The sequence below is a fragment of the Erwinia sp. 1181_3 genome (genome assembly GCF_052824965.1).
On the sequence record NZ_VTDE01000009.1, the window covers coordinates 83,108 to 100,756 of the forward strand.

Annotated in this window: 15 protein-coding genes; 6 read left to right on the forward strand and 9 right to left on the reverse strand. The window is 52.8% G+C overall.

The annotated features are described in order from the left end of the window. Positions 1 to 25 precede the first annotated feature (25 nt). On the forward strand, positions 26 to 451 hold the full coding sequence (soxS, locus tag FY046_RS18820) for a superoxide response transcriptional regulator SoxS (RefSeq protein WP_171149306.1): 426 nt from the start codon (positions 26 to 28) through the stop codon (positions 449 to 451). Between the two features lie 5 nt (positions 452 to 456). Here the strand turns inward: soxS and FY046_RS18825 are convergent, their stop codons facing one another. Continuing rightward, on the reverse strand, positions 457 to 1,761 hold the full coding sequence (locus FY046_RS18825) for a diguanylate cyclase domain-containing protein (protein ID WP_159336756.1): 1,305 nt from the start codon (positions 1,759 to 1,761) through the stop codon (positions 457 to 459). An 812-nt stretch (positions 1,762 to 2,573) separates the two neighbouring features. Between FY046_RS18825 and FY046_RS18830 the strand changes: the two genes are divergently transcribed. After that, positions 2,574 to 2,855, forward strand: coding sequence for a YjcB family protein (locus FY046_RS18830; protein ID WP_133842648.1), 282 nt, complete (start codon positions 2,574 to 2,576; stop codon positions 2,853 to 2,855). A 58-nt stretch (positions 2,856 to 2,913) separates the two neighbouring features. Here the strand turns inward: FY046_RS18830 and FY046_RS18835 are convergent, their stop codons facing one another. Next, positions 2,914 to 3,876 carry an ATP-grasp fold amidoligase family protein gene (locus FY046_RS18835; protein ID WP_133842650.1) on the reverse strand — a complete coding sequence of 321 codons (963 nt, stop codon included), beginning with the start codon at positions 3,874 to 3,876 and terminating at the stop codon, positions 2,914 to 2,916. Between the two features lie 8 nt (positions 3,877 to 3,884). Further along, positions 3,885 to 5,141, reverse strand: coding sequence for a polysaccharide biosynthesis protein (locus FY046_RS18840; protein ID WP_133842652.1), 1,257 nt, complete (start codon positions 5,139 to 5,141; stop codon positions 3,885 to 3,887). Between the two features lie 546 nt (positions 5,142 to 5,687). Between FY046_RS18840 and FY046_RS18845 the strand changes: the two genes are divergently transcribed. Then, positions 5,688 to 6,083, forward strand: a complete 396-nt coding sequence (locus FY046_RS18845; RefSeq protein ID WP_133842654.1) for a transposase — start codon at positions 5,688 to 5,690, stop codon at positions 6,081 to 6,083. Positions 6,084 to 6,944: 861 nt separating this feature from the next. On the opposite strand, the gene FY046_RS18850 is transcribed toward FY046_RS18845, so the two are convergent. The 3 genes from FY046_RS18850 to gstA all read right to left on the reverse strand — a co-directional run bounded on the left by FY046_RS18850 (position 6,945) and on the right by gstA (position 9,484). After that, positions 6,945 to 7,907, reverse strand: coding sequence for a DMT family transporter (locus tag FY046_RS18850; protein ID WP_446186367.1), 963 nt, complete (start codon positions 7,905 to 7,907; stop codon positions 6,945 to 6,947). 69 nt (positions 7,908 to 7,976) lie between these two features. Further along, on the reverse strand, positions 7,977 to 8,810 hold the full coding sequence (locus FY046_RS18855) for an AraC family ligand binding domain-containing protein (protein WP_446186368.1): 834 nt from the start codon (positions 8,808 to 8,810) through the stop codon (positions 7,977 to 7,979). A gap of 68 nt (positions 8,811 to 8,878) precedes the next feature. Continuing rightward, positions 8,879 to 9,484, reverse strand: coding sequence for a glutathione transferase GstA (gstA, locus tag FY046_RS18860; protein WP_133842660.1), 606 nt, complete (start codon positions 9,482 to 9,484; stop codon positions 8,879 to 8,881). A gap of 214 nt (positions 9,485 to 9,698) precedes the next feature. Here gstA and FY046_RS18865 point away from each other — a divergent pair, with 214 nt between their 5' ends. Further along, entirely contained in the window at positions 9,699 to 10,631 is a 933-nt protein-coding gene (locus tag FY046_RS18865) for a VirK/YbjX family protein (RefSeq protein ID WP_133842662.1), read from the forward strand. Positions 10,632 to 10,637: 6 nt separating this feature from the next. On the opposite strand, the gene FY046_RS18870 is transcribed toward FY046_RS18865, so the two are convergent. Both FY046_RS18870 and dld read right to left on the reverse strand, forming a co-directional pair. Further along, on the reverse strand, positions 10,638 to 11,084 hold the full coding sequence (locus FY046_RS18870) for a DUF3828 domain-containing protein (RefSeq protein WP_446186369.1): 447 nt from the start codon (positions 11,082 to 11,084) through the stop codon (positions 10,638 to 10,640). A gap of 191 nt (positions 11,085 to 11,275) precedes the next feature. Further along, positions 11,276 to 12,967, reverse strand: coding sequence for a D-lactate dehydrogenase (gene dld / locus FY046_RS18875; RefSeq protein WP_133842666.1), 1,692 nt, complete (start codon positions 12,965 to 12,967; stop codon positions 11,276 to 11,278). A gap of 464 nt (positions 12,968 to 13,431) precedes the next feature. On the opposite strand from dld, the gene FY046_RS18880 reads away from it, so the two are divergent. Continuing rightward, entirely contained in the window at positions 13,432 to 14,820 is a 1,389-nt protein-coding gene (locus tag FY046_RS18880; RefSeq protein WP_446186370.1) for an amino acid permease, read from the forward strand. 64 nt (positions 14,821 to 14,884) lie between these two features. Here FY046_RS18880 and gdhA read toward each other — a convergent pair whose 3' ends face one another. After that, a complete protein-coding gene (gene gdhA, locus FY046_RS18885) occupies positions 14,885 to 16,228 on the reverse strand; it encodes an NADP-specific glutamate dehydrogenase (RefSeq protein WP_133842670.1) in 1,344 nt (447 codons plus the stop codon). A 497-nt stretch (positions 16,229 to 16,725) separates the two neighbouring features. Here gdhA and FY046_RS18890 point away from each other — a divergent pair, with 497 nt between their 5' ends. Further along, the gene (locus tag FY046_RS18890; RefSeq protein WP_133842754.1) at positions 16,726 to 17,640 is read left to right on the forward strand and encodes a lipid kinase; all 915 of its coding nucleotides are present in this window, start codon (positions 16,726 to 16,728) and stop codon (positions 17,638 to 17,640) included. Positions 17,641 to 17,649 lie beyond the last annotated feature (9 nt).

A 17,649-nucleotide genomic window follows, 5' to 3' on the forward strand; every position in this document is an offset into this window, starting at 1 on the left:
CGCAGAGACCTGGGAGAAAAAGTGTATGCATGACGACATCATCAGCACCCTGACTGACTGGATCGACAACAATCTGGAAAAGACTCTGTCGATTGATGAAGTGGCGGCAAAATCAGGCTATTCGAAGTGGCATTTGCAGCGTATGTTCCGTTCCGTGACGAAACAGACGCTGGGTGGATACATTCGTGAACGCCGTCTGACGCTGGCCGCCGAAGCGCTGCGCCTGACGCAACGTCCGGTGTTCGATATTGCTATGCAGTACGGTTATGACTCCCAGCAGACGTTTTCACGCGTGTTTCGCCGCCAGTTTTCACAGACACCGACCGCCTATCGTCACACCATGCGCCATGCATCCCTGAAGCGCAGCAGCTGGACATTCGACTGTAGCGACTATGCCACCAGCAGCTTCAGCCAGCGGGTCAGTGAAAAATCCTGCCCGACCTGCGGCTAACGCGGCTAATGACGACCCGTTGCCACCGCCACCTGCGGTGGCAAGCCGGGTATTTCCTGCCCCCAGTAAGACGGTGATAAGTACCAGCCGCCGCCCAGCTCTTTAATGTGATACATCGCCGCATCAGCCTGCGCAATCAGTGCTTCCGGGGAGCTGTGGTTTTTTGCCAGCGCCACACCCACGCTTAACGACTGCACCACCCGCGCGCCTTCCGGCAGCACGATGGGCGGCTGCATTGCTTCAATAATATCGCGCGCCACCTGAGCCACCTGCTCCTCCCGTTCGACCGTCGATAGCACCACAGCAAACTCATCGCCGCCCAGGCGTGCCACCAGATCGCCTTTACGCAGGCGCTCACGCAGACGCTGGGCTGTGACCATGAGCACATGATCGCCGGCGGCGTGACCGTAGCAGTCATTCACCTGCTTAAAACGGTCACCGTCGATAAACAGCACACTGGCCTGCTGGCGGGTTTCCGGGTCGTCCATCAGCGCCTGTAAATGTTGCTCAAAGGCTTTACGGTTAGGCAGCCCGGTCAACGTGTCATGCAGCGTCTGGTGTGTCAGCGAGTCATTCTCACTGGTCAGATGCCGCTGCCACTGGTCCAGCTCATCGAGCAGGCTGTTGAAATCACCGCTCAGTTTATCCAGCTCGGCAATCGAGGACGACGGTACGCGCAGGGAGAAAGCACGCCGTTTGCGCACATCATGTGCGACGGAGGCAATATTTTGCAGCCCCTGTAAAATGCCGGCATGCATCCGCCGCGCCAGGTAGATCGCCAGCATGGCGGTAATCAACAGACTGCCGCCCAGCCACAGCAGCGCCTGCCCCAGATAATGTAGAACGCGTGAGGCATCACCGCTGATCCACACCCGGCCGACTTCCTGATTATTATGCATCACGGGTGCGCTCACCGGCTGAGGGAACAGCCAGCGAGCCACAACGGCACCGGCGCCGCGGGGATCTTCGCCGCCCGGTGCCTGCCATTGGGCCAGCAGCTGCTGATCAGCACGATATACGCGCCCGACCGCAAACTCCGTACGCGTCCCCATGTCACGCAGAATACTCTCTGCGGTTGCTGAATCGTTCTGTAGCACCGCTGTCCGGGCGCTGTAACTAACGCTGGCCGCGACCAGCTGGATATTGTTTTCCGCATAGCTGCGCAGCACATACATCGACAGCGCAGAAAGCGACAACCCGCTGAACAGCAGCGACACCACGATAATCACCAGATGAATGCGTTGAAATGACTGGCGCATGGTCGGTAATTCACGCGCCACTGTCACCGCCTCGTTTTGCCTGATCTTCATGCTTACTCCCCCTCCGCCGTTCAGCGGACAACGTGCCCGGCATCCACACGGGTGATTTGCCCGTCACGATCATGTTTGATGTGAAAGACCCGAAAGCCAGGAGTGACCAATAGACGACACGCAGGCTCCTTTATTATTTTCTGCTGTTTGCAGATGTATTATTAGTTAATGTTTTTTGGGCATGATTTACGGGAATAGAAAACCCTCCCTGGATTAATTCCGGGAAATAATAAACAGGGAGAAATGTTTGGCAAAATCCTACAGATCATCGATAGTCTGTACAACTTCAAATAGCGTAAGATTCATCTTAAACCGTTTGATTTGACTTAGATTTAACGGAGAGACCAGAAAATAACATCATGATATAAAACAACTTTTACTTAAAAATACATTCAATAATTGCAGATAAAATGGGTTATCACAGCACGTAACAATACGCAATTAGAATTAATCTTACCCTAAGTTAAATTAGATATTCGATGGCACAAAAGGTCAGAAAAAAGATCGGTCACATGGCATAGAAATAATATTATGCATACGGATTAATCTGTATTTTTCGATATCAGCGATAATATATTTATCACCTGCCCTCCTGGCGAGTCAGTGTAAACCCACCTGGATTGACCGAAAAAAACTACCATACCAGGTATAAATTTTGTTCAGTTTTGAAAAACGGGTGATATAATGTGATCGCCGTCACACTTCCATGACCAGAGCGTCAGACCGGAAAGGAGCAAGCCTGGCAGCTCCCGTTCCGTTCCGGGTGATGTTGCATCCCGTTTGTCAGGACCGATCACCCCGGAGTTTTCAATATGGCTACGATTACCACCAGCGTTATTCTCATGAGATGGGAGCTGCTCAGTGCAGTGATGATGTTCCTTGCCAGCACCTTTAATGTGCAGTGCCGCAAAGCCAGCCGCAACGTGATGGCGTTCGCGTTTACCGGTATTGGTATCGGTATGTCATGCTGGTTTGTCACCGGGCTGCTGGGCATTACGTTGAGCATGGATAATCTGCATAACTTCTGGACGATAACCAAGGATGTATTTGTCGAAGTGATGAGCCGCACACCTCCCGACTGGCCGATGCCGTAAGCGACATCTGCCCGGAGAGCTGACCTGACTCACCGGGCAGAAGGTTATTTGTCACTTTTTATATCTTTTTTAGCACCGCCGAGGTCGGCAAAGGGACATCGCTGGACGCTTTGACTTCCGGCAACGCTGCCGTTTTACGATCCTGCAACCACATATCCCCCATGATCTGATTCAGACCATTTTCCAGTCCGGTCACCATACCTGCGCCTGGCGTAAACGTCAGCTCACCGAAGTAGATATGCCCTTCATGGATGTACCAATCAACACGCACATAGTCGAAATCCGTTGCCAGCGTCTTACTCAGTTCCAGCGCACGTTCCAGCGTCTCGCTGTCTGCACTGATGTCAAAACCGGTATCCCGGATTTTATAAAAGCTCTGCTTCAGGTTGTTGACGTAGAAGCTCATCGACAACGCAGCACTGCCCACCCGGTTGTAAATCACCTGCAATACGTACTCGAAGTTGCCATCTTTCTTGTTGAACATATGAAACTTGTAGTCAACGGCGGCAAACTTGCCATCACCAACGTACTGTTCAACCAGAATGCAGGGCTTAATGTAGCGGTAGTGAATCTCACGCGCGTGGTGCGAGAAGTCCTTATGCAACCATTCATCGCAGCGCTTGATCAGCAGTTGTTTCTGGATGCAATCGGGTTCTTCCAGCACAATTTCCACCATGCCTGAGCCGTGATTCGGCTTGATCACCGTGTTTTTCAGGGACGGCAAACTCAGTAACGAAATCGGGTCATCGGTCTGATGAATCAGCGGAATCAGATAATCTTCCCCGATAGTGTCGGCAATATATTCTCTGACCAGTAATTTATCGGACAAATTGGCATAGCGCACATGGTCACCAGTGACATATTTACGATACAGAATCTTCTCATTGAACAACTTGGGTTCCCGGATATTGGGAATACGTTTGAATTTCTGAAAGTAATAAATTTTATCCTGGTAAGACCAAGGCATTTTCTTGAGCAGGTAAACAAAACCCTTTCTCAACTCTGCTTTGAGCTTCAACATGATTTACCTCATCTGTAGGTTTTGTAGTTGAGTGAGGAAAGCTGTATTTTAAGAATGACGCCATTCTTAAAGAAATAATTCATTATCGTCAGGGACAGGAGTTCGGTGATAAACACGCTCCAGGCTGCGCCTGTTAATCCCCAGGAATGGATAAAGAAGTAAGAAGTTGCCAGACCAATAACTACCAGCAGAATCACTTTCACCAGTAAGTAATTGAAACCACCCTCTTTCACCATGTAGCGATACGCTACGGTTCCCATTGCCGAAAAGCAGGTTGCTAACGACAACAACGTAATGAGGTTTCCCGATTGTGTGTAATCTTGCCCATACAGGCTGTTAATGATCCTGTCACCAAACAGCGTGACAACGGAGAGCATCAAAAGTGAAACTGCCATAACATAGCCATTAAGCCGTGAAGCCAGTTTTACTGCCACATCCGCACGCTCCCTGAAAATTTCAGAGAAGCAGGATGTAATGATCGCCACCGGAATAAAAATCCACGAGGCGGAAATGGTATTCGCTGCGGTAAACAGGCCAAGATCCTGGGCCGAACTCACCCCAACAAGAAAGAACTGTGCGGTCTTCACCTGAACGGCGATAAAGACGCTGGAAATCGCCAGCGGCAGCCCCGCATGCAGTAAATAACGCAGATAATTCTTACGCTTATGTCGCGGCGGTGGGCTGATAGTGTTGGTCTGATAAAAGCGACTGCGCTTGATCAGATAGGGCACCAGCGTGACGGCGACAATGGACAGGGACAACCACAGCGGGCTGAGCTTGCACCAGGCAACAGTAAAGCTGATGGCAAAGCTCAATATCATGCCGGTGGCATTTGCAACCGTATTCATTCGCGATTCCAGACGGGCGTTATTGTAAACGCTAAAAATATCCTGGGTCACAAACATAGCGGAGAGAAATGATGCCACGGCAAACACAATAAAGTTCTCGCGCATCGTCAGCCACACATAGAGCAATACGGGCAATGACAGCACCAGTAATAATGTCAGGCGCAATGATTTTGCCACCCCCATCAGGCGCATTCCTTTTGGCGTGCTTTTACTGATGCTTTTAAAAAGAATTGTTTCTGTGCCAAAAATGGCAATAGTCTGAATAATTGAAAACAGTGAGGCAGAAAATGCTATTTGCCCGAATATAACCGGGCCGAAAGATTTAGCCACATAAGAGGTGACAAAAATTACGCCAAAAACTGACACCACTTTTTCGGACATCATCCAGGCGGCATTAGACATCACACTGTATTTCATCGAAGCATCCTTTGTGTTTCCAACCAGCTAAAACCTCAAACCAACACATCCGTGTCCACAACTGATTCAATAACGCACAGTAGACCCCTGGCGAGAACGCAGAAAAAGAAAATAATATTTTTCAGGCATCGTTGTGCCTTTTATTTTTAAGAGACTGTTTTTTAACCTGAACAGACAATCCTGCCAGCATTTATGGTTAAATCTGGTCTTAATTTAAGTGTGATCTAATTCACATACCCTTTTGACCGGGATTAAAGTTAGCACACTTTTTTTACCTTTCCCGTTGGAGTTATCCTAATTACAACGTGGCCTTGAACTGGCATGAGACGAATCTATATCAAAAAAACCAATATCGAAAGCTATCAAAACCCTTTTGAAATAAAATAGGAGAAATCCCATGATGTTATTTCTTCATAATCCCTTAACTTAAAGCTTGCCATTCCAATCGCGTACTTTGAAACACTGCGCTAATATCTGTACAAAACAGATCCATTGATTAATGCAGTCATTCTCATCCCATTATTGTTAAGAAAGGTAATAGCATTCATGAGAAAGTCACGATATACCGAAGAGCAAATCACCAGCGCCATTAAAGCTTCTGAAAATGGTATCAAGGTGAAAGAAATCTGTGACGAACTGGGCATTTCTGAAGCAACTTTCTACAGTTGGAAAAAGAAATACGCCGGATTGTCCTCAGAAGAAGGGAGGAAAATCAAAGAATTAGAGGAGAAGGTCCACCATATGGAACGTGAGCTCCAGTCGCTATCATCAGACAAAGAGATGCTGCAAAGCGTGCTGAAAAACTTTTTCACCACGAATGACAAACGGCAAGCCGTTAATTTCTTACAGGATACGTTCGACATTGGAACGCGCCGTAGCTGCCGTCTGCTGGATATCAGCCGCAGTGTTTACCATTATCCTTACAATCTTGAAAATCAGTAATTGCTCATCGGCAGTCAATGTCAGGTGTAATAGTACCAAAATAAAATATTCTCAACGCTTATTGAAAAGTTCAGATCGATTTTTTGATGCGGAATTTGACTGATGAGTTAATTGTCATCCCGCTCTATTATTTGGCTGTAACTTATCCAGGCACCAGCTAAAATCTCAATAGCATCAAGGCTTTCAATGCGCGTTTATCTTTGCAGACAAAGATAAACGCGCCTTAAGTTAACGTGTCCTTTGCAAACCCCACCCTCAAGAATTTAGAAAAATCGTTAGCTTTGGTGATCATTCTCTTTTTTATAATGGCTTCTTATTCTCATCGATCACTAATGAATAGCCGGAGAGTGCTACATGGCGACACCCGCGCTCAGCGCGCCACAAAGCGCAATAAGTCAGCAGCAGCACAGATGTTCCCACGGTAAACAGATTAAACTCATTTATCATTTATCAGGATACCCCCCCACCTGTGACCGTTAAATGACGCTTCAACTTATCATTAGCGCCTCTTTCTCTTTCGTCTCCCTACCATAATCGATGATTTTTTATTCATATCATTCGAGTTAATACTGGTCTGATCTGGGAAAAGTCGTCTCAAAAATGAAGGTTTTTGCATTGAGTAGGGAGGGTTTACTGTACAAAAAAAGGCGATATGTGGATTAGCGATAATTCTCATAGCCGAACAATCCCTGCTTATGGCAGGCGATCCGCTGAGTTGATGATAAATAAAGCAGGGAGGATGTGAGTGAAAAGGTGATTTTGATCACATTATTGCGATGAAATCACGGACTGTCGGGCCAGCCGGGGCCCTGAACGGCGCCTGACTGAACATCGCCGCGGTCAGTCAGGCTGCGCGCATTTTTATCCGCGAATATTCAATGGCTTTACTACCGCTTCTGGCTTGATACGCATAGCACTGATTACCCCGACCATCAGGCACAAGATGCCGCATAGCGTCAGCAGTGGCGGCCATGACTGCCGTAACAGGAAGGTGTAAGCCAACCCGGCGAGTATCTCAAACACGATCAACGGACCCACTAAGACCGTGGGTAATCTCTGGCTGGCTTCATTCCAGCACAGCGTCCCCAGCCAGGAACAGAACAGCGCAATCGCCAACATCAGCGCAATAAAGACCGCCGGCCGCGGGCCAAACGGGAGGGCAAACGAAACATCGCTAAAATGCAGTTGCCCCATGACCAGCAAATACCCGACCAGCGCCAGCGGCAACGTCACCAGCCCCTGCGCAGTGGCCCAGGTGGCAGGACGAATCGCATGCTGGCGTAACCAGCGGGCATTGCGCAGCGGATACCATGTCCAGCACACCACCGCAGTAAAGGCCAGCGCCATCCCACTCAGATAGCGCCACACGTCGACCGGATGCGTGGCGCCCGTCAGTTCCGCCACATTCACGCACACCAGCCCGACGACGATCAATAACAGGGCCGGAAATAACTTACCCCAGCGCAGATGCCCTTCATCGCGGCCGTAAAACAGATTGGCACTGACCGAGATCACCACTGGCAACGTACCGATAATCATGGTCGATATCGGTGCGCCAGTACGCTGGATCGCTGTTGCCAGACAAACGTAATAGAGCAGGTTGCCGACCAGCGTCAGTTTGAAAGCCTCCCGCCAGTCATGGCGGGTCAGCGCCGCCAGACGATGGCGATCCTGCCAGGCCAGAGGCAGCGCAATCAGCCCAAAGGCCAGATAGCGGCCCATCGACTGCAGGGTGCCAGGATAGTCAGGCACCAATAGCGGCCCGACAAAAATCAGCCCCCACATCAACCCGGCGCTCAGTGCAAATAAAATACCCGTTAACATCGTCCACTCCGGACAGAGAAAACACCATTATGGGAAAAAGGGAGGTCGGGAGATTGTAGCAAATTGCGGTCAGCGCAACGCGGCACGTACCTGTTTCTGATAGCGCGACGGCGTGATGCCATAGCGCCCGGCAAAACTGCGCGTCAGATGCGCCTGGTCGGTCAGCCCCACAGCCGCGGCCACCTCTGCCGCAGGCAGCCCGGCCCTCAGCAGTTGGCTGGCCTGGTACAACCGGAACGCCATCAGCATCTGATGCGGGGTAACATGATAGTGTGCTTTGAACTGCCGCTGGAAATGGTAAGGGCTGAGAGACACCAGCGCCGCCAGTGTGTCCAGGGTGATACGTTCGTTGAAATGGGCACGCAGATAGTCGCGTACCTGATCGAAACGGTGGCGGGGTTCAGCCGCTAAGGGCCGGGCAATGCGGGCATGAGGACGTAGCAGATCGCACAGCGTGAGCAGCAGGCCATCCGTCGCCAGCGGATCGTCGGCCTGCCACAGGTTTTCCAGCAACCTTGAGAGCTGTGCTGCGCGCTGCGGATCATGGCAGACCGCCTGCTCAAACCACCAGCCCGTTTCTCCGGTTAAGGCAGCAAGACGCTTAGGTTCAATATAGATCATGCGGTATTGCCAGCCGCCCTCCGTGGCGGATTCCCCCGTGTGTAACTCATCGGGATTCATCAATACCAGCGAGTCGACGGGCGCTACATGCTGTACCCCGCGATAACGGAAACGCTCGGCACCCCGATCGATAGTCCCGATGCCGAACGCTTCATGCGTGTGAGGTTCAAACGCGTAGCGGGTAATATGGGCGCGATACAGTTCAACGCCCTGCTGCCCGGAAAGATGACGGAAGCTGGCCCGATCCTGCTCATAGCTGAACTGCTCAGGAACCCCTTCCACAGCCGACTCCATTAAGAAAATGATGAGGGTGTCAGCTTACGATCTTTACCCGCAGCGATCCAGACGCCTTAGATCAAGCCTTCGGCTTTCAGCGCTCGCTGTACTGCAGGGCGTGCTGCCACGCGGCCTGCAAACGCCTGCAATTCAGGCCAGCTGTCGAGCGAGAAGCCAACCACTTTGCTCCAGCCCAGCACGGTAAACAGATAACCATCTGCCACGGTGAACTGCTCACCCTGGAGCCAGGTTTTCCCGGCCAGTGCGGAAGAGAGCCAATCGAGGCGTTTATTGAGTGTCGCCACGGTCGCCTGCTTCCAGTCAGGGGTCTGGGCCGGGTTAAACAACGCACCCATTGGCTTATGCAGTTCCGTTGAGATAAAGCTCAGCCACTCAAGCACTTTGTAACGTTCCGCGGTGCCCGCCGCCGGGATCAGGCCTGCTTCCGGTTTCAGGTCGGCCACATACTGCGCAATCACCGTACCTTCTGTCAGCAGGCTGCCATCATCCAGCAGCAGTGCAGGAATGTAGCCTTTGCTGTTAATGGTCGTGAAGTCAGCGCCGGTTTCGGTTTTTTTCGTTTTAAGATCAACCTTTTCCAGCGTGAACGTTGCCCCAACTTCTTCGAGCGCGATATGCGGGGAGAGCGAGCAGGCACCTGGGGTATAGAACAATTTCATCAGACTTATTCCTTGTTGATTAGAGAGCGTCAGAGTACGCGAGCCAGTCTACGCCGCCTTTAGCGGTTGATGCCACGCATGCTTACAAATCCTGAAGATTAAACGCCAGCCAAACGGCCGCATTATTACCAGAAGCTTCCCTCAGGCATTGACTCACCATTGATTATCGCCGTGGTTGAATACGTTTTTCTTACACCAGGTCGGATAACACATCATGTCAGAAACGTTGACGCTTACGCGCCCGGAGAACGGGTTATCGCTGTTCCAGCACCTGCTTAACGGCAGAATGCTCCCAGGCCCGATCTGGCACAGTACCGCCTGGCGGACCAAATTTTTACTGCGCTCACTGGCCTTTCCTCTGGCCACTCTCCAGCACATGCAGCAGATTGCCACCCTGCCCGTGATGCAGGATGCGCTGCATCTGCAGCCGACCTTGCCCAATAAGATCCACCGGCCTTATCTGCACCTCGGTCTGTCTGCGGGCCAGCGGGTGCAGGTACTGAGCCAGCACTACCGTTTTGTGCAACAGCTCCCTTCCCAGGCATTACGCCATGCCATGCTCTCATCACACCCCACCACACTGGCCAGCTTCAGTGGCAAAGAGGGCGAGCATTTTCAGCTCACGCTGACCTGTAATGGCCGCTGCGAGCGTGAGGGTGAAGTGAATATGATGCTGCATGGCGATGGGACGCTGCTGGCGATACTGACGTTCGTCATCGTTGAACGTGACAGCCTGCCGGTGCTGTTGATCGGGGGAATACAGGGCGCACACAGCGATACGCCCCATACGCTGATCCGCTCAGCAACCAAATCCTGTTATGGGCTATTCCCGAAACGTGTCCTGCTGGAAGGGGTATCACTGCTGGCACGGGGCATGGGTATCAGCGCCATTCAGGCCGTCAGCGATCGCGGCCATACGTATCGCAGCCTGCGTTATCGCTTTAAAAAGAAGGCCGTGTTTGTCGCCAGTTATGATGAGTTCTGGCAGTCACTGGATGGCACGCCGCTTTGCCGTCGCCTCTGGCAACTGCCGCTGGCATTCAGCCAGAAAACGATGGAAGAGATCCCCAGTAAAAAACGTGCGGAGTATCGTCGCCGCTATGGGCTAATGGAGAGCCTCAGCGAGCAGTTTATGCGCCTGCACTGAGTGGGATCAGCGGACAGAAGGGGCTTCCTGTTCAACGTCATCAATCTTCCAACCATCGTGATCCTGCACCAGCGTGACCAGCAGATGCTGCTGGTCAGCAGGGTCACGCCCGAGGGTGACATCGCCGGAAGCCCGGTTACCGTTTAGCGTAAATCGGCTGACGCTGACATTGTTGACCCAGCTGTCGCTGTAGTCTTGATCCTGGAGGAAATAATCATCGTCCATACCGTCCGGGCTTTTGATCAGCAGATTGATTTTTTTCAGCAGCCGCTCAGTAACATACTCATTTAATAACGGGTCGTGTTCATCAATCGGGCTTTCTTCTTTGTTCAGCGCCGCCAGATACCAGCTGTAAAAGGCCAGGCTGGTGCTCTGGGGATCGTCGTTATGCGCTGCCGCCGCTGCCTGAAAAGCAACGAAAGACACCACCAGCATCAGCAACCACTTTTTCATGCAAACCATCCCGGATAACACCGCTATTCATTTCTGCCACCTGTACGCCGACAGGGCGCCAGTGATTGTATTGAATTTATCCGGCTAAGCCAGCGTCTTCCCCCACACTTTGCCTGCTTTTTTAGTAACTGTTTATCGCAGTGATACGTTTGCACTCAGCCTGCCACACAGGCAGGCTGAGTGCAGCATTGTCATGCCCAGTGCTTCTTCTTACTTGTTTTGCCAATACCCGGGTTGCAGGTGTTGGTCGGGTCGAGCTGATGGAAGTGATGCTGATGCTCGTCGGAGGCGTGGTAGAGATGGCCAATATTGTGCTCGGCCGGGTATTTTGCCCCGCGCTGATCCAGATACGCCAGCACCGCCGCTTTAAACTGCGCGCCATCGACGCCAGGTTTCAGAATGTAGTCCTGGTGATTGACCAGACAGAAGAAGTGGCCACAGCAGGAGTCTTCCAGTACCTGCGCCTGCAACTCTGGCGGCAGGCGGATCAGCCACTGATCGTCATTACGGCGCAACGCCACATCAAAGGCAATCAGCCTGTCGTCGGTATTGATGCCAGCATAGTCGCAGTAGAACACCGTGCAGGCCCCCACGCCAAAACGCACCAGGAAGGCATCCTTCTGTTCCTCTTCAGTACAGTGGAACCATTCCCCATTGCGCGTGGCGAAGAATGCAGTCAGCAGGCGACTCATCGACGCAACTTCATCATGGGCCAGTTTTATCATCAGATGATGTTCATAGCGGCGATGATACGAGAGCAGACGCGGTGCCACGGTAGAAGGCGTGATGCGGTTACCCCACTGGATCAGCCGATCGAGGGTGTTATGCGGCAGTAGCCGGAGTTTTCTCAGCCGCGCATCCCAGCGTGCTTTTTTTGCCATCAGCCCCGGCAGCGCTGCGGGCCCGAGGCGCTTAATCGACAGGAACATATGACGCGCATAGCGCAGGGTCAGCCGGAAAGCGTTGCGGTGGATATACTCCGCCTGAATCGGCAGCGTCTCAAGATTTTCAATCAGATAGCGACGCAGGTCGAGCAGCACCTGCTCATCGTTGGTGCCAATATAGAAGGTGTCTTCCTGCGGGGTAGCGTCGAAGGTGGCAAGGCGCACGGCAAAGACGATCACTTTTCCGGCGCAGCCCGCGCTGTCATGCAGATAGTGCGGATTACCGTTAAAACGCGTCGGGGTGGTGGCATCCACATCTTTGATCACCGCCGCGTAGTCATCGGCCCAGATTTTTCCTTCCCAGTCCGGGGCTGTGCCGGTGGTGTACTCGCCTGCTTCCAGTCGGGTGATCATCTCTTCCGGGGTCTTCCCCAGCTCGATGCCCAGATGGTTGATCAGATGCAGCTGCCCGTCGTCGCTAATCTGCGCAAACAGGGATTTTTCGGTAAACGCCGGGCCGCGTTGTAACAGCGATCCCCCAGAGTTATTACAGATGCCACCGACCACCGATGCGCCGATACAGGAGGAACCGATCACGGAATGCGGTTCTTTGTTCCACGGTTTCAGGCTGGTTTCCAGCTCGGTCAGCGTGCTGCCGGGGAACGCGATAATCTGCTGTGCGTTATCAATTACCTGCACACCCTTGATTTTGCGGGTGCTGACAATCACCACCGGGCGGTCATAGTCATCACCGTGCGGCGTGGAGCCACCGGTCACCCCGGTGTTAGAGGCCTGCATCAGGATAATGATGTCATTTTGCTGGCACACCTTGAGCACCTGCCACAGTTGCAGCAGCGTTTCCGGCAGCACAACGGCCAGCGCATCACCCTGGCCCACGCGGAAGCCTTTGCAGTAATACGCTTTTTGATAACTGTCGGTGATCAGATTGTCCGGGCCGACCGGATCGCCCAGTTGTTGCAGGATCAGAGTGTGTTGCATGTTATGACTGCCTCTCCATAGCTCATTTTTTTAGCAGCGAGGATTGTACCTGAGGGGGCCGAGTCTGGGCCAGCATGAGAGGGTGAAATTCTGTCATGCTGGGATGTCCGCCCTTTATCTTTATAAAAAGCGCGCAAAACGATTTTGTCCACAACGAAGAATTTTTTACGCCCCTTCCTCACGCCCTTTGATGAATAAATAGTTAGTTTTTTTCTGGCTAATAGGAAAAATTATTTTATGCAATTAATATGCACTATTTATGCATATAGAAAACTTTTCCCCTGTTTTTCAAAAACTTGAATGTGATCAAAAAGTGAATAATTACGGACTTTGATGTGTTGACTTTGTTACAACGCAGCGCGAGCATGTGGACCACTTTCCGAATCCATCAGAACGTAACTCCCTGATAATACTATAGGGAAGGGATGGTTTTGCCTGCGACTCATCAATGTTGAGAGGATGCGATGTCTGACCAAATGGATACACAGCAAAACCTGCATCGCGGCCTCAGTTCGCGCCATATCCAGCTGATCTCGCTGGGCGGCGCAATTGGCACCGGGTTGTTTATGGGGGCAGGCAAAACCATCGCGGTCTCCGGCACCTCGATCCTGATCACCTATGTGGTGGTGGGCTTCTTTATGTATATGGTGATGCGTGCGATGGGTGAGCTGCTGCTCACCCGGCTGGATTACCGTTCATTTGCCGATTTTGTTTCCGACTACCTCGGCCCGAAGGCCAGCTTCTTTCTTGGCTGGTCTTACTGGCTCAGCTGGGTGGTGACCTGCATTGCCGACGTGGTGGTGTGCGGCGGGTATATGCAGTTCTGGCTGCCCGAGCTGTCGCCGTGGATCCCGGCGCTGTTGACCCTGGGGCTGCTGTGTCTGTTTAATTTGCTGTCGGTGAAAATGTTTGGCGAGGCCGAGTTCTGGTTTGCGATTATTAAGGTGATCGCCATTATCGCGCTGATTGTTACCGGCATCTGGATGATTGGCAGCGGCTGGACATCGCCGGATGGCGTCACCGCCTCACTGCATAATCTCAGCGACCCGGCGGTGTTTATGCCGCACGGAATCGTGGGCTTCTTTGCCGGTTTTCAGATCGCGATTTTCTCTTATACCGGCATTGAGCTGTTGGGCACCATGAGTGCCGAAACCAAATCGCCGGAAAAGGTGTTGCCGAAAGCCATCCGGGCAATCCCGCTGCGCATTATTATCTTCTATGTGCTGTCGATGGTGGTGATCATCGCCGTCACCTCCTGGCAGCATATCTCACCGGATACCAGCCCGTTCGTTACGCTGTTTGCTAAAGCCGGGCTGCCTGCCGCCGCGGCCGTGATTAACTTTGTGGCGCTGACGTCGGCGATGTCATCCGCCAACAGCGGCGTCTATTCCAGCACACGTATGCTGTACGGCCTGTCGGTGGAGCAGCACGCCCACTGGCAGTTCCGCATTCTGTCGCGCACCACCCGCATTCCGGTTCGCAGCCTGATGTTCTCCTGCTTCTGTATGTTAAGCGGTACGCTGCTGCTGTTCCTGGTGCCCAACGTGATGACGCTGTTCACCGTGGTGTCCACGCTGGCAGCGATACTGGTGATTTATACCTGGGGGATGATTCTGGTGGCGTATCTGGTGTACCGCAAACGCCGCCCGGAGCTGCACCAGCAGTCGACGTTTAAGATGCCTGCCGGGGTTCTGATGAGCTGGATCACGCTGCTGTTCTTTCTGTTTTCACTGGTGGTCATGGTGTTTGACCGCGATACGCTGATGGCGCTGTGCGCGATGCCGCTGTGGTTTATTTTGCTGGCGTGGGTCTGGCGGGTGAAGCAACGGCGGGAACAGACGGTAATGGCATAAGGGTTATGCAGGTGCAGGATTCGGGGCGACCGAAAAATGGTCACCCCCTACCAGGGACGGGACGTTACAACACGCCCTGTGCCAGCATCGCATCGGCCACTTTTACAAACCCGGCGATATTCGCGCCGTGCACGTAGTGGGTCTGCTTCCCTTCCCCGCCGTGCTCGACGCAGGCGTGATGGATATCCAGCATGATATGTTGCAGACGAATGTCCACCTTCTCGGCTTTCCAGCTCAGACGCGCTGCGTTCTGTGCCATCTCCAGACCGGAAGTTGCCACACCGCCGGCATTCGCCGCTTTCCCTGGGGCAAACAACACACCCGCATCCAGGAACGCATCGGTCGCCTGGATCGTGGTCGGCATATTGGCGCCTTCGGCCACGGCTTTCACACCATTAGCAATCAGCTGACGCGCCGCAGGCAGATCCAGCTCGTTCTGTGTAGCACAAGGTAAGGCGATATCTACCGGTACGCTCCACGGCTGCTGCCCGGCGAGGTAAACCAGCTGACGTTCGCGCGCATAGTCTTCCACGCTGCCGTAACGCACGTTTTTGATTTCAGCCAGATGAGCCAGCTTCTCAGGGGTAAACCCGGCTTCATCCACTACCGTGCCGCGAGAGTCAGACGCCGTCAGCACGCGAGCGCCCAGCTCCATCGCTTTTTCAATGGCGTACTGCGCCACGTTGCCCGCACCGGATACCGAGACCGTGCTGCCTTCAAAGCCCAGACCATGACGTTTTAACATCGCATCGGTGAAGTACACCAGACCGTAGCCGGTGGCTTCCGGGCGGATCAGGCTGCCGCCAAACGACAGACCTTTACCGGTAAACACGCAGGCCGTGTTGTTCGACAGCTTCTTCATCATCCCGGACATAAAGGCCACTTCACGGCCACCCACGCCGATATCGCCCGCAGGCACATCGGTATCCGGACCAAGGTGACGATACAGTTCGGTCATCAGCGCCTGGCAGAAACGCATCACTTCCGCGTTGCTTTTCCCTTTCGGATTGAAGTCAGAGCCGCCTTTCCCGCCGCCCATCGGCAACGTGGTCAGCGCATTTTTAAACGTCTGCTCAAACCCGAGGAATTTCAGGATCGACAGGTTGACTGACGGATGGAAACGCATCCCGCCTTTATACGGGCCAATCGATGAACTGAACTGCACGCGCCATGCGCGATTCACCTGTACCTGACCTTTGTCATCCGTCCAGGCCACGCGGAACTGGATCACACGTTCCGGTTCCACCAGGCGTTCCAGCAGGCTCTGTTCCTGATATTGCGGGTTACGCTCCAGGAATGGCCACAGTGAGGTGAATACTTCGCGTACGGCTTGCAGGTATTCAGGCTGGTGCGGATCGCGCTGCTGAACGGAGGTGAGAAACGACTCCAGAGAGTGAAAAGCTGTCATGACGAATTCCTTGTGCGTAATGGTCTGACCCTGATGTTGTTATTGTTAGGGTAATCAGAGAGATGATGTTGTGTCTCAGCGACTATATCATTGGCTTTGCGCTGTACAACAAAAAACTTATGACCTGCAAAACACAGGGTAATGAGGCCAATAAGGCGCCAGGCAGCGAAAACACTGAACGGAAGCGCAAAACCACGACGAACAGCCATAAGAAAAAGTTATTACAGGCCCGCATTTCATCAACGTTGATGATTAGAAGCGGTCAGAAGAGAGCAACGGAGAACAAAATAACCCGCTAAAACAGAAAATGAATATGACACTTTTATTACAGCCATCAATCTCCGGCTATTTCCCCCGCAGTTTTATGTTTTATTTCACGAGCGCCGTCATTATTTATGTATAAATGTAAACTTAAGAAATGTGAGTTGCCTCATCGTAATCAGCTGTGATTCCATCGACCCTCCAGAAATTGTGCTCTGACGACCTGAGAAATAATGATGAACCATGATAATGATAATATTCAGGGAAAGCCGATCGCATTGTTACTGATTAATGAACATTCCCGGAATGGCAAAGCCAATAAACAGCAGGTGTTATCCCTGCTCAGCGCAGAGGGAATTCAGGTGGTTGAACCTGAAGCCAGCGACCGTCGCGACAGCAGCGAGATCATCCTCGACTACGCTGACCGCATCGATTTGGTGATCGTTGGTGGGGGCGATGGCAGCCTGAACGCTGCCGCGAAAGGGCTGATGCGCAGCGGCCTGCCGCTGGGTGTGTTGCCACTCGGCACCGCCAATGATTTCGCCCGCACCATCGGCATCACGAACGATTTGGCTCAGGCCGTGAAGGTGATCGCCGCCGGGCACCAGCGCCCTATCGACCTGGGTGAAGTGAACGGACATTTGTTTTTTAACGTCTCCAGCATCGGGTTTTCCGCCACGCTGGCCCACCATTTGACCGCTGAATCGAAGAAGCGCTGGGGGACTTTTGGCTACGCGCTGGCGGCCTTTAAACTGCTGAAACAGAGCCGCCCGTTCAGCGCCACGCTGGAGCATGACGGCATCACCGAGAAGGTCAAAACCGTGCAGGTTTCCGTGGGTAACGGCCGCTTTTACGGCGGCGGCATGACGGTGGAACAGAGTGCGGCACCCGACGATGGTCGCCTGGATGTTTACAGCCTGGAAGTGGCGCACTGGTGGGAGATGATCGCCCTGCTGCCCGCGCTGCGGCGCGGCACACACGGGCGCTGGCGTAAAGTGCGTACGCTATCCACCACCGCCATGACGCTGAGTACGCGGCGTCCTCATGATATTAACGCCGACGGTGAACTGATTGGGCAGACGCCTGCCCGGTTTGCCATCAAGGCACATGCCATTACTGTTTTTTCTCCGTCGCAAGCGACGTCGGTTTAATAAGGGTTA

Coding starts and splice junctions, on each gene's coding strand:
- FY046_RS18890 (WP_133842754.1), top strand. CDS start 16,726: ATGAACCATGATAATGATAATATTCAGGGAAAGCCGATCGCATTGTTA.
- FY046_RS18845 (WP_133842654.1), top strand. CDS start 5,688: ATGAGAAAGTCACGATATACCGAAGAGCAAATCACCAGCGCCATTAAA.
- FY046_RS18825 (WP_159336756.1), bottom strand. CDS start 1,761: ATGAAGATCAGGCAAAACGAGGCGGTGACAGTGGCGCGTGAATTACCG.
- FY046_RS18865 (WP_133842662.1), top strand. CDS start 9,699: ATGTCAGAAACGTTGACGCTTACGCGCCCGGAGAACGGGTTATCGCTG.
- dld (WP_133842666.1), bottom strand. CDS start 12,967: ATGCAACACACTCTGATCCTGCAACAACTGGGCGATCCGGTCGGCCCG.
- FY046_RS18850 (WP_446186367.1), bottom strand. CDS start 7,907: ATGTTAACGGGTATTTTATTTGCACTGAGCGCCGGGTTGATGTGGGGG.
- gstA (WP_133842660.1), bottom strand. CDS start 9,484: ATGAAATTGTTCTATACCCCAGGTGCCTGCTCGCTCTCCCCGCATATC.
- FY046_RS18870 (WP_446186369.1), bottom strand. CDS start 11,084: ATGAAAAAGTGGTTGCTGATGCTGGTGGTGTCTTTCGTTGCTTTTCAG.
- soxS (WP_171149306.1), top strand. CDS start 26: ATGCATGACGACATCATCAGCACCCTGACTGACTGGATCGACAACAAT.
- FY046_RS18830 (WP_133842648.1), top strand. CDS start 2,574: ATGGCTACGATTACCACCAGCGTTATTCTCATGAGATGGGAGCTGCTC.
- FY046_RS18880 (WP_446186370.1), top strand. CDS start 13,432: ATGTCTGACCAAATGGATACACAGCAAAACCTGCATCGCGGCCTCAGT.
- FY046_RS18840 (WP_133842652.1), bottom strand. CDS start 5,141: ATGAAATACAGTGTGATGTCTAATGCCGCCTGGATGATGTCCGAAAAA.
- FY046_RS18835 (WP_133842650.1), bottom strand. CDS start 3,876: ATGTTGAAGCTCAAAGCAGAGTTGAGAAAGGGTTTTGTTTACCTGCTC.
- gdhA (WP_133842670.1), bottom strand. CDS start 16,228: ATGACAGCTTTTCACTCTCTGGAGTCGTTTCTCACCTCCGTTCAGCAG.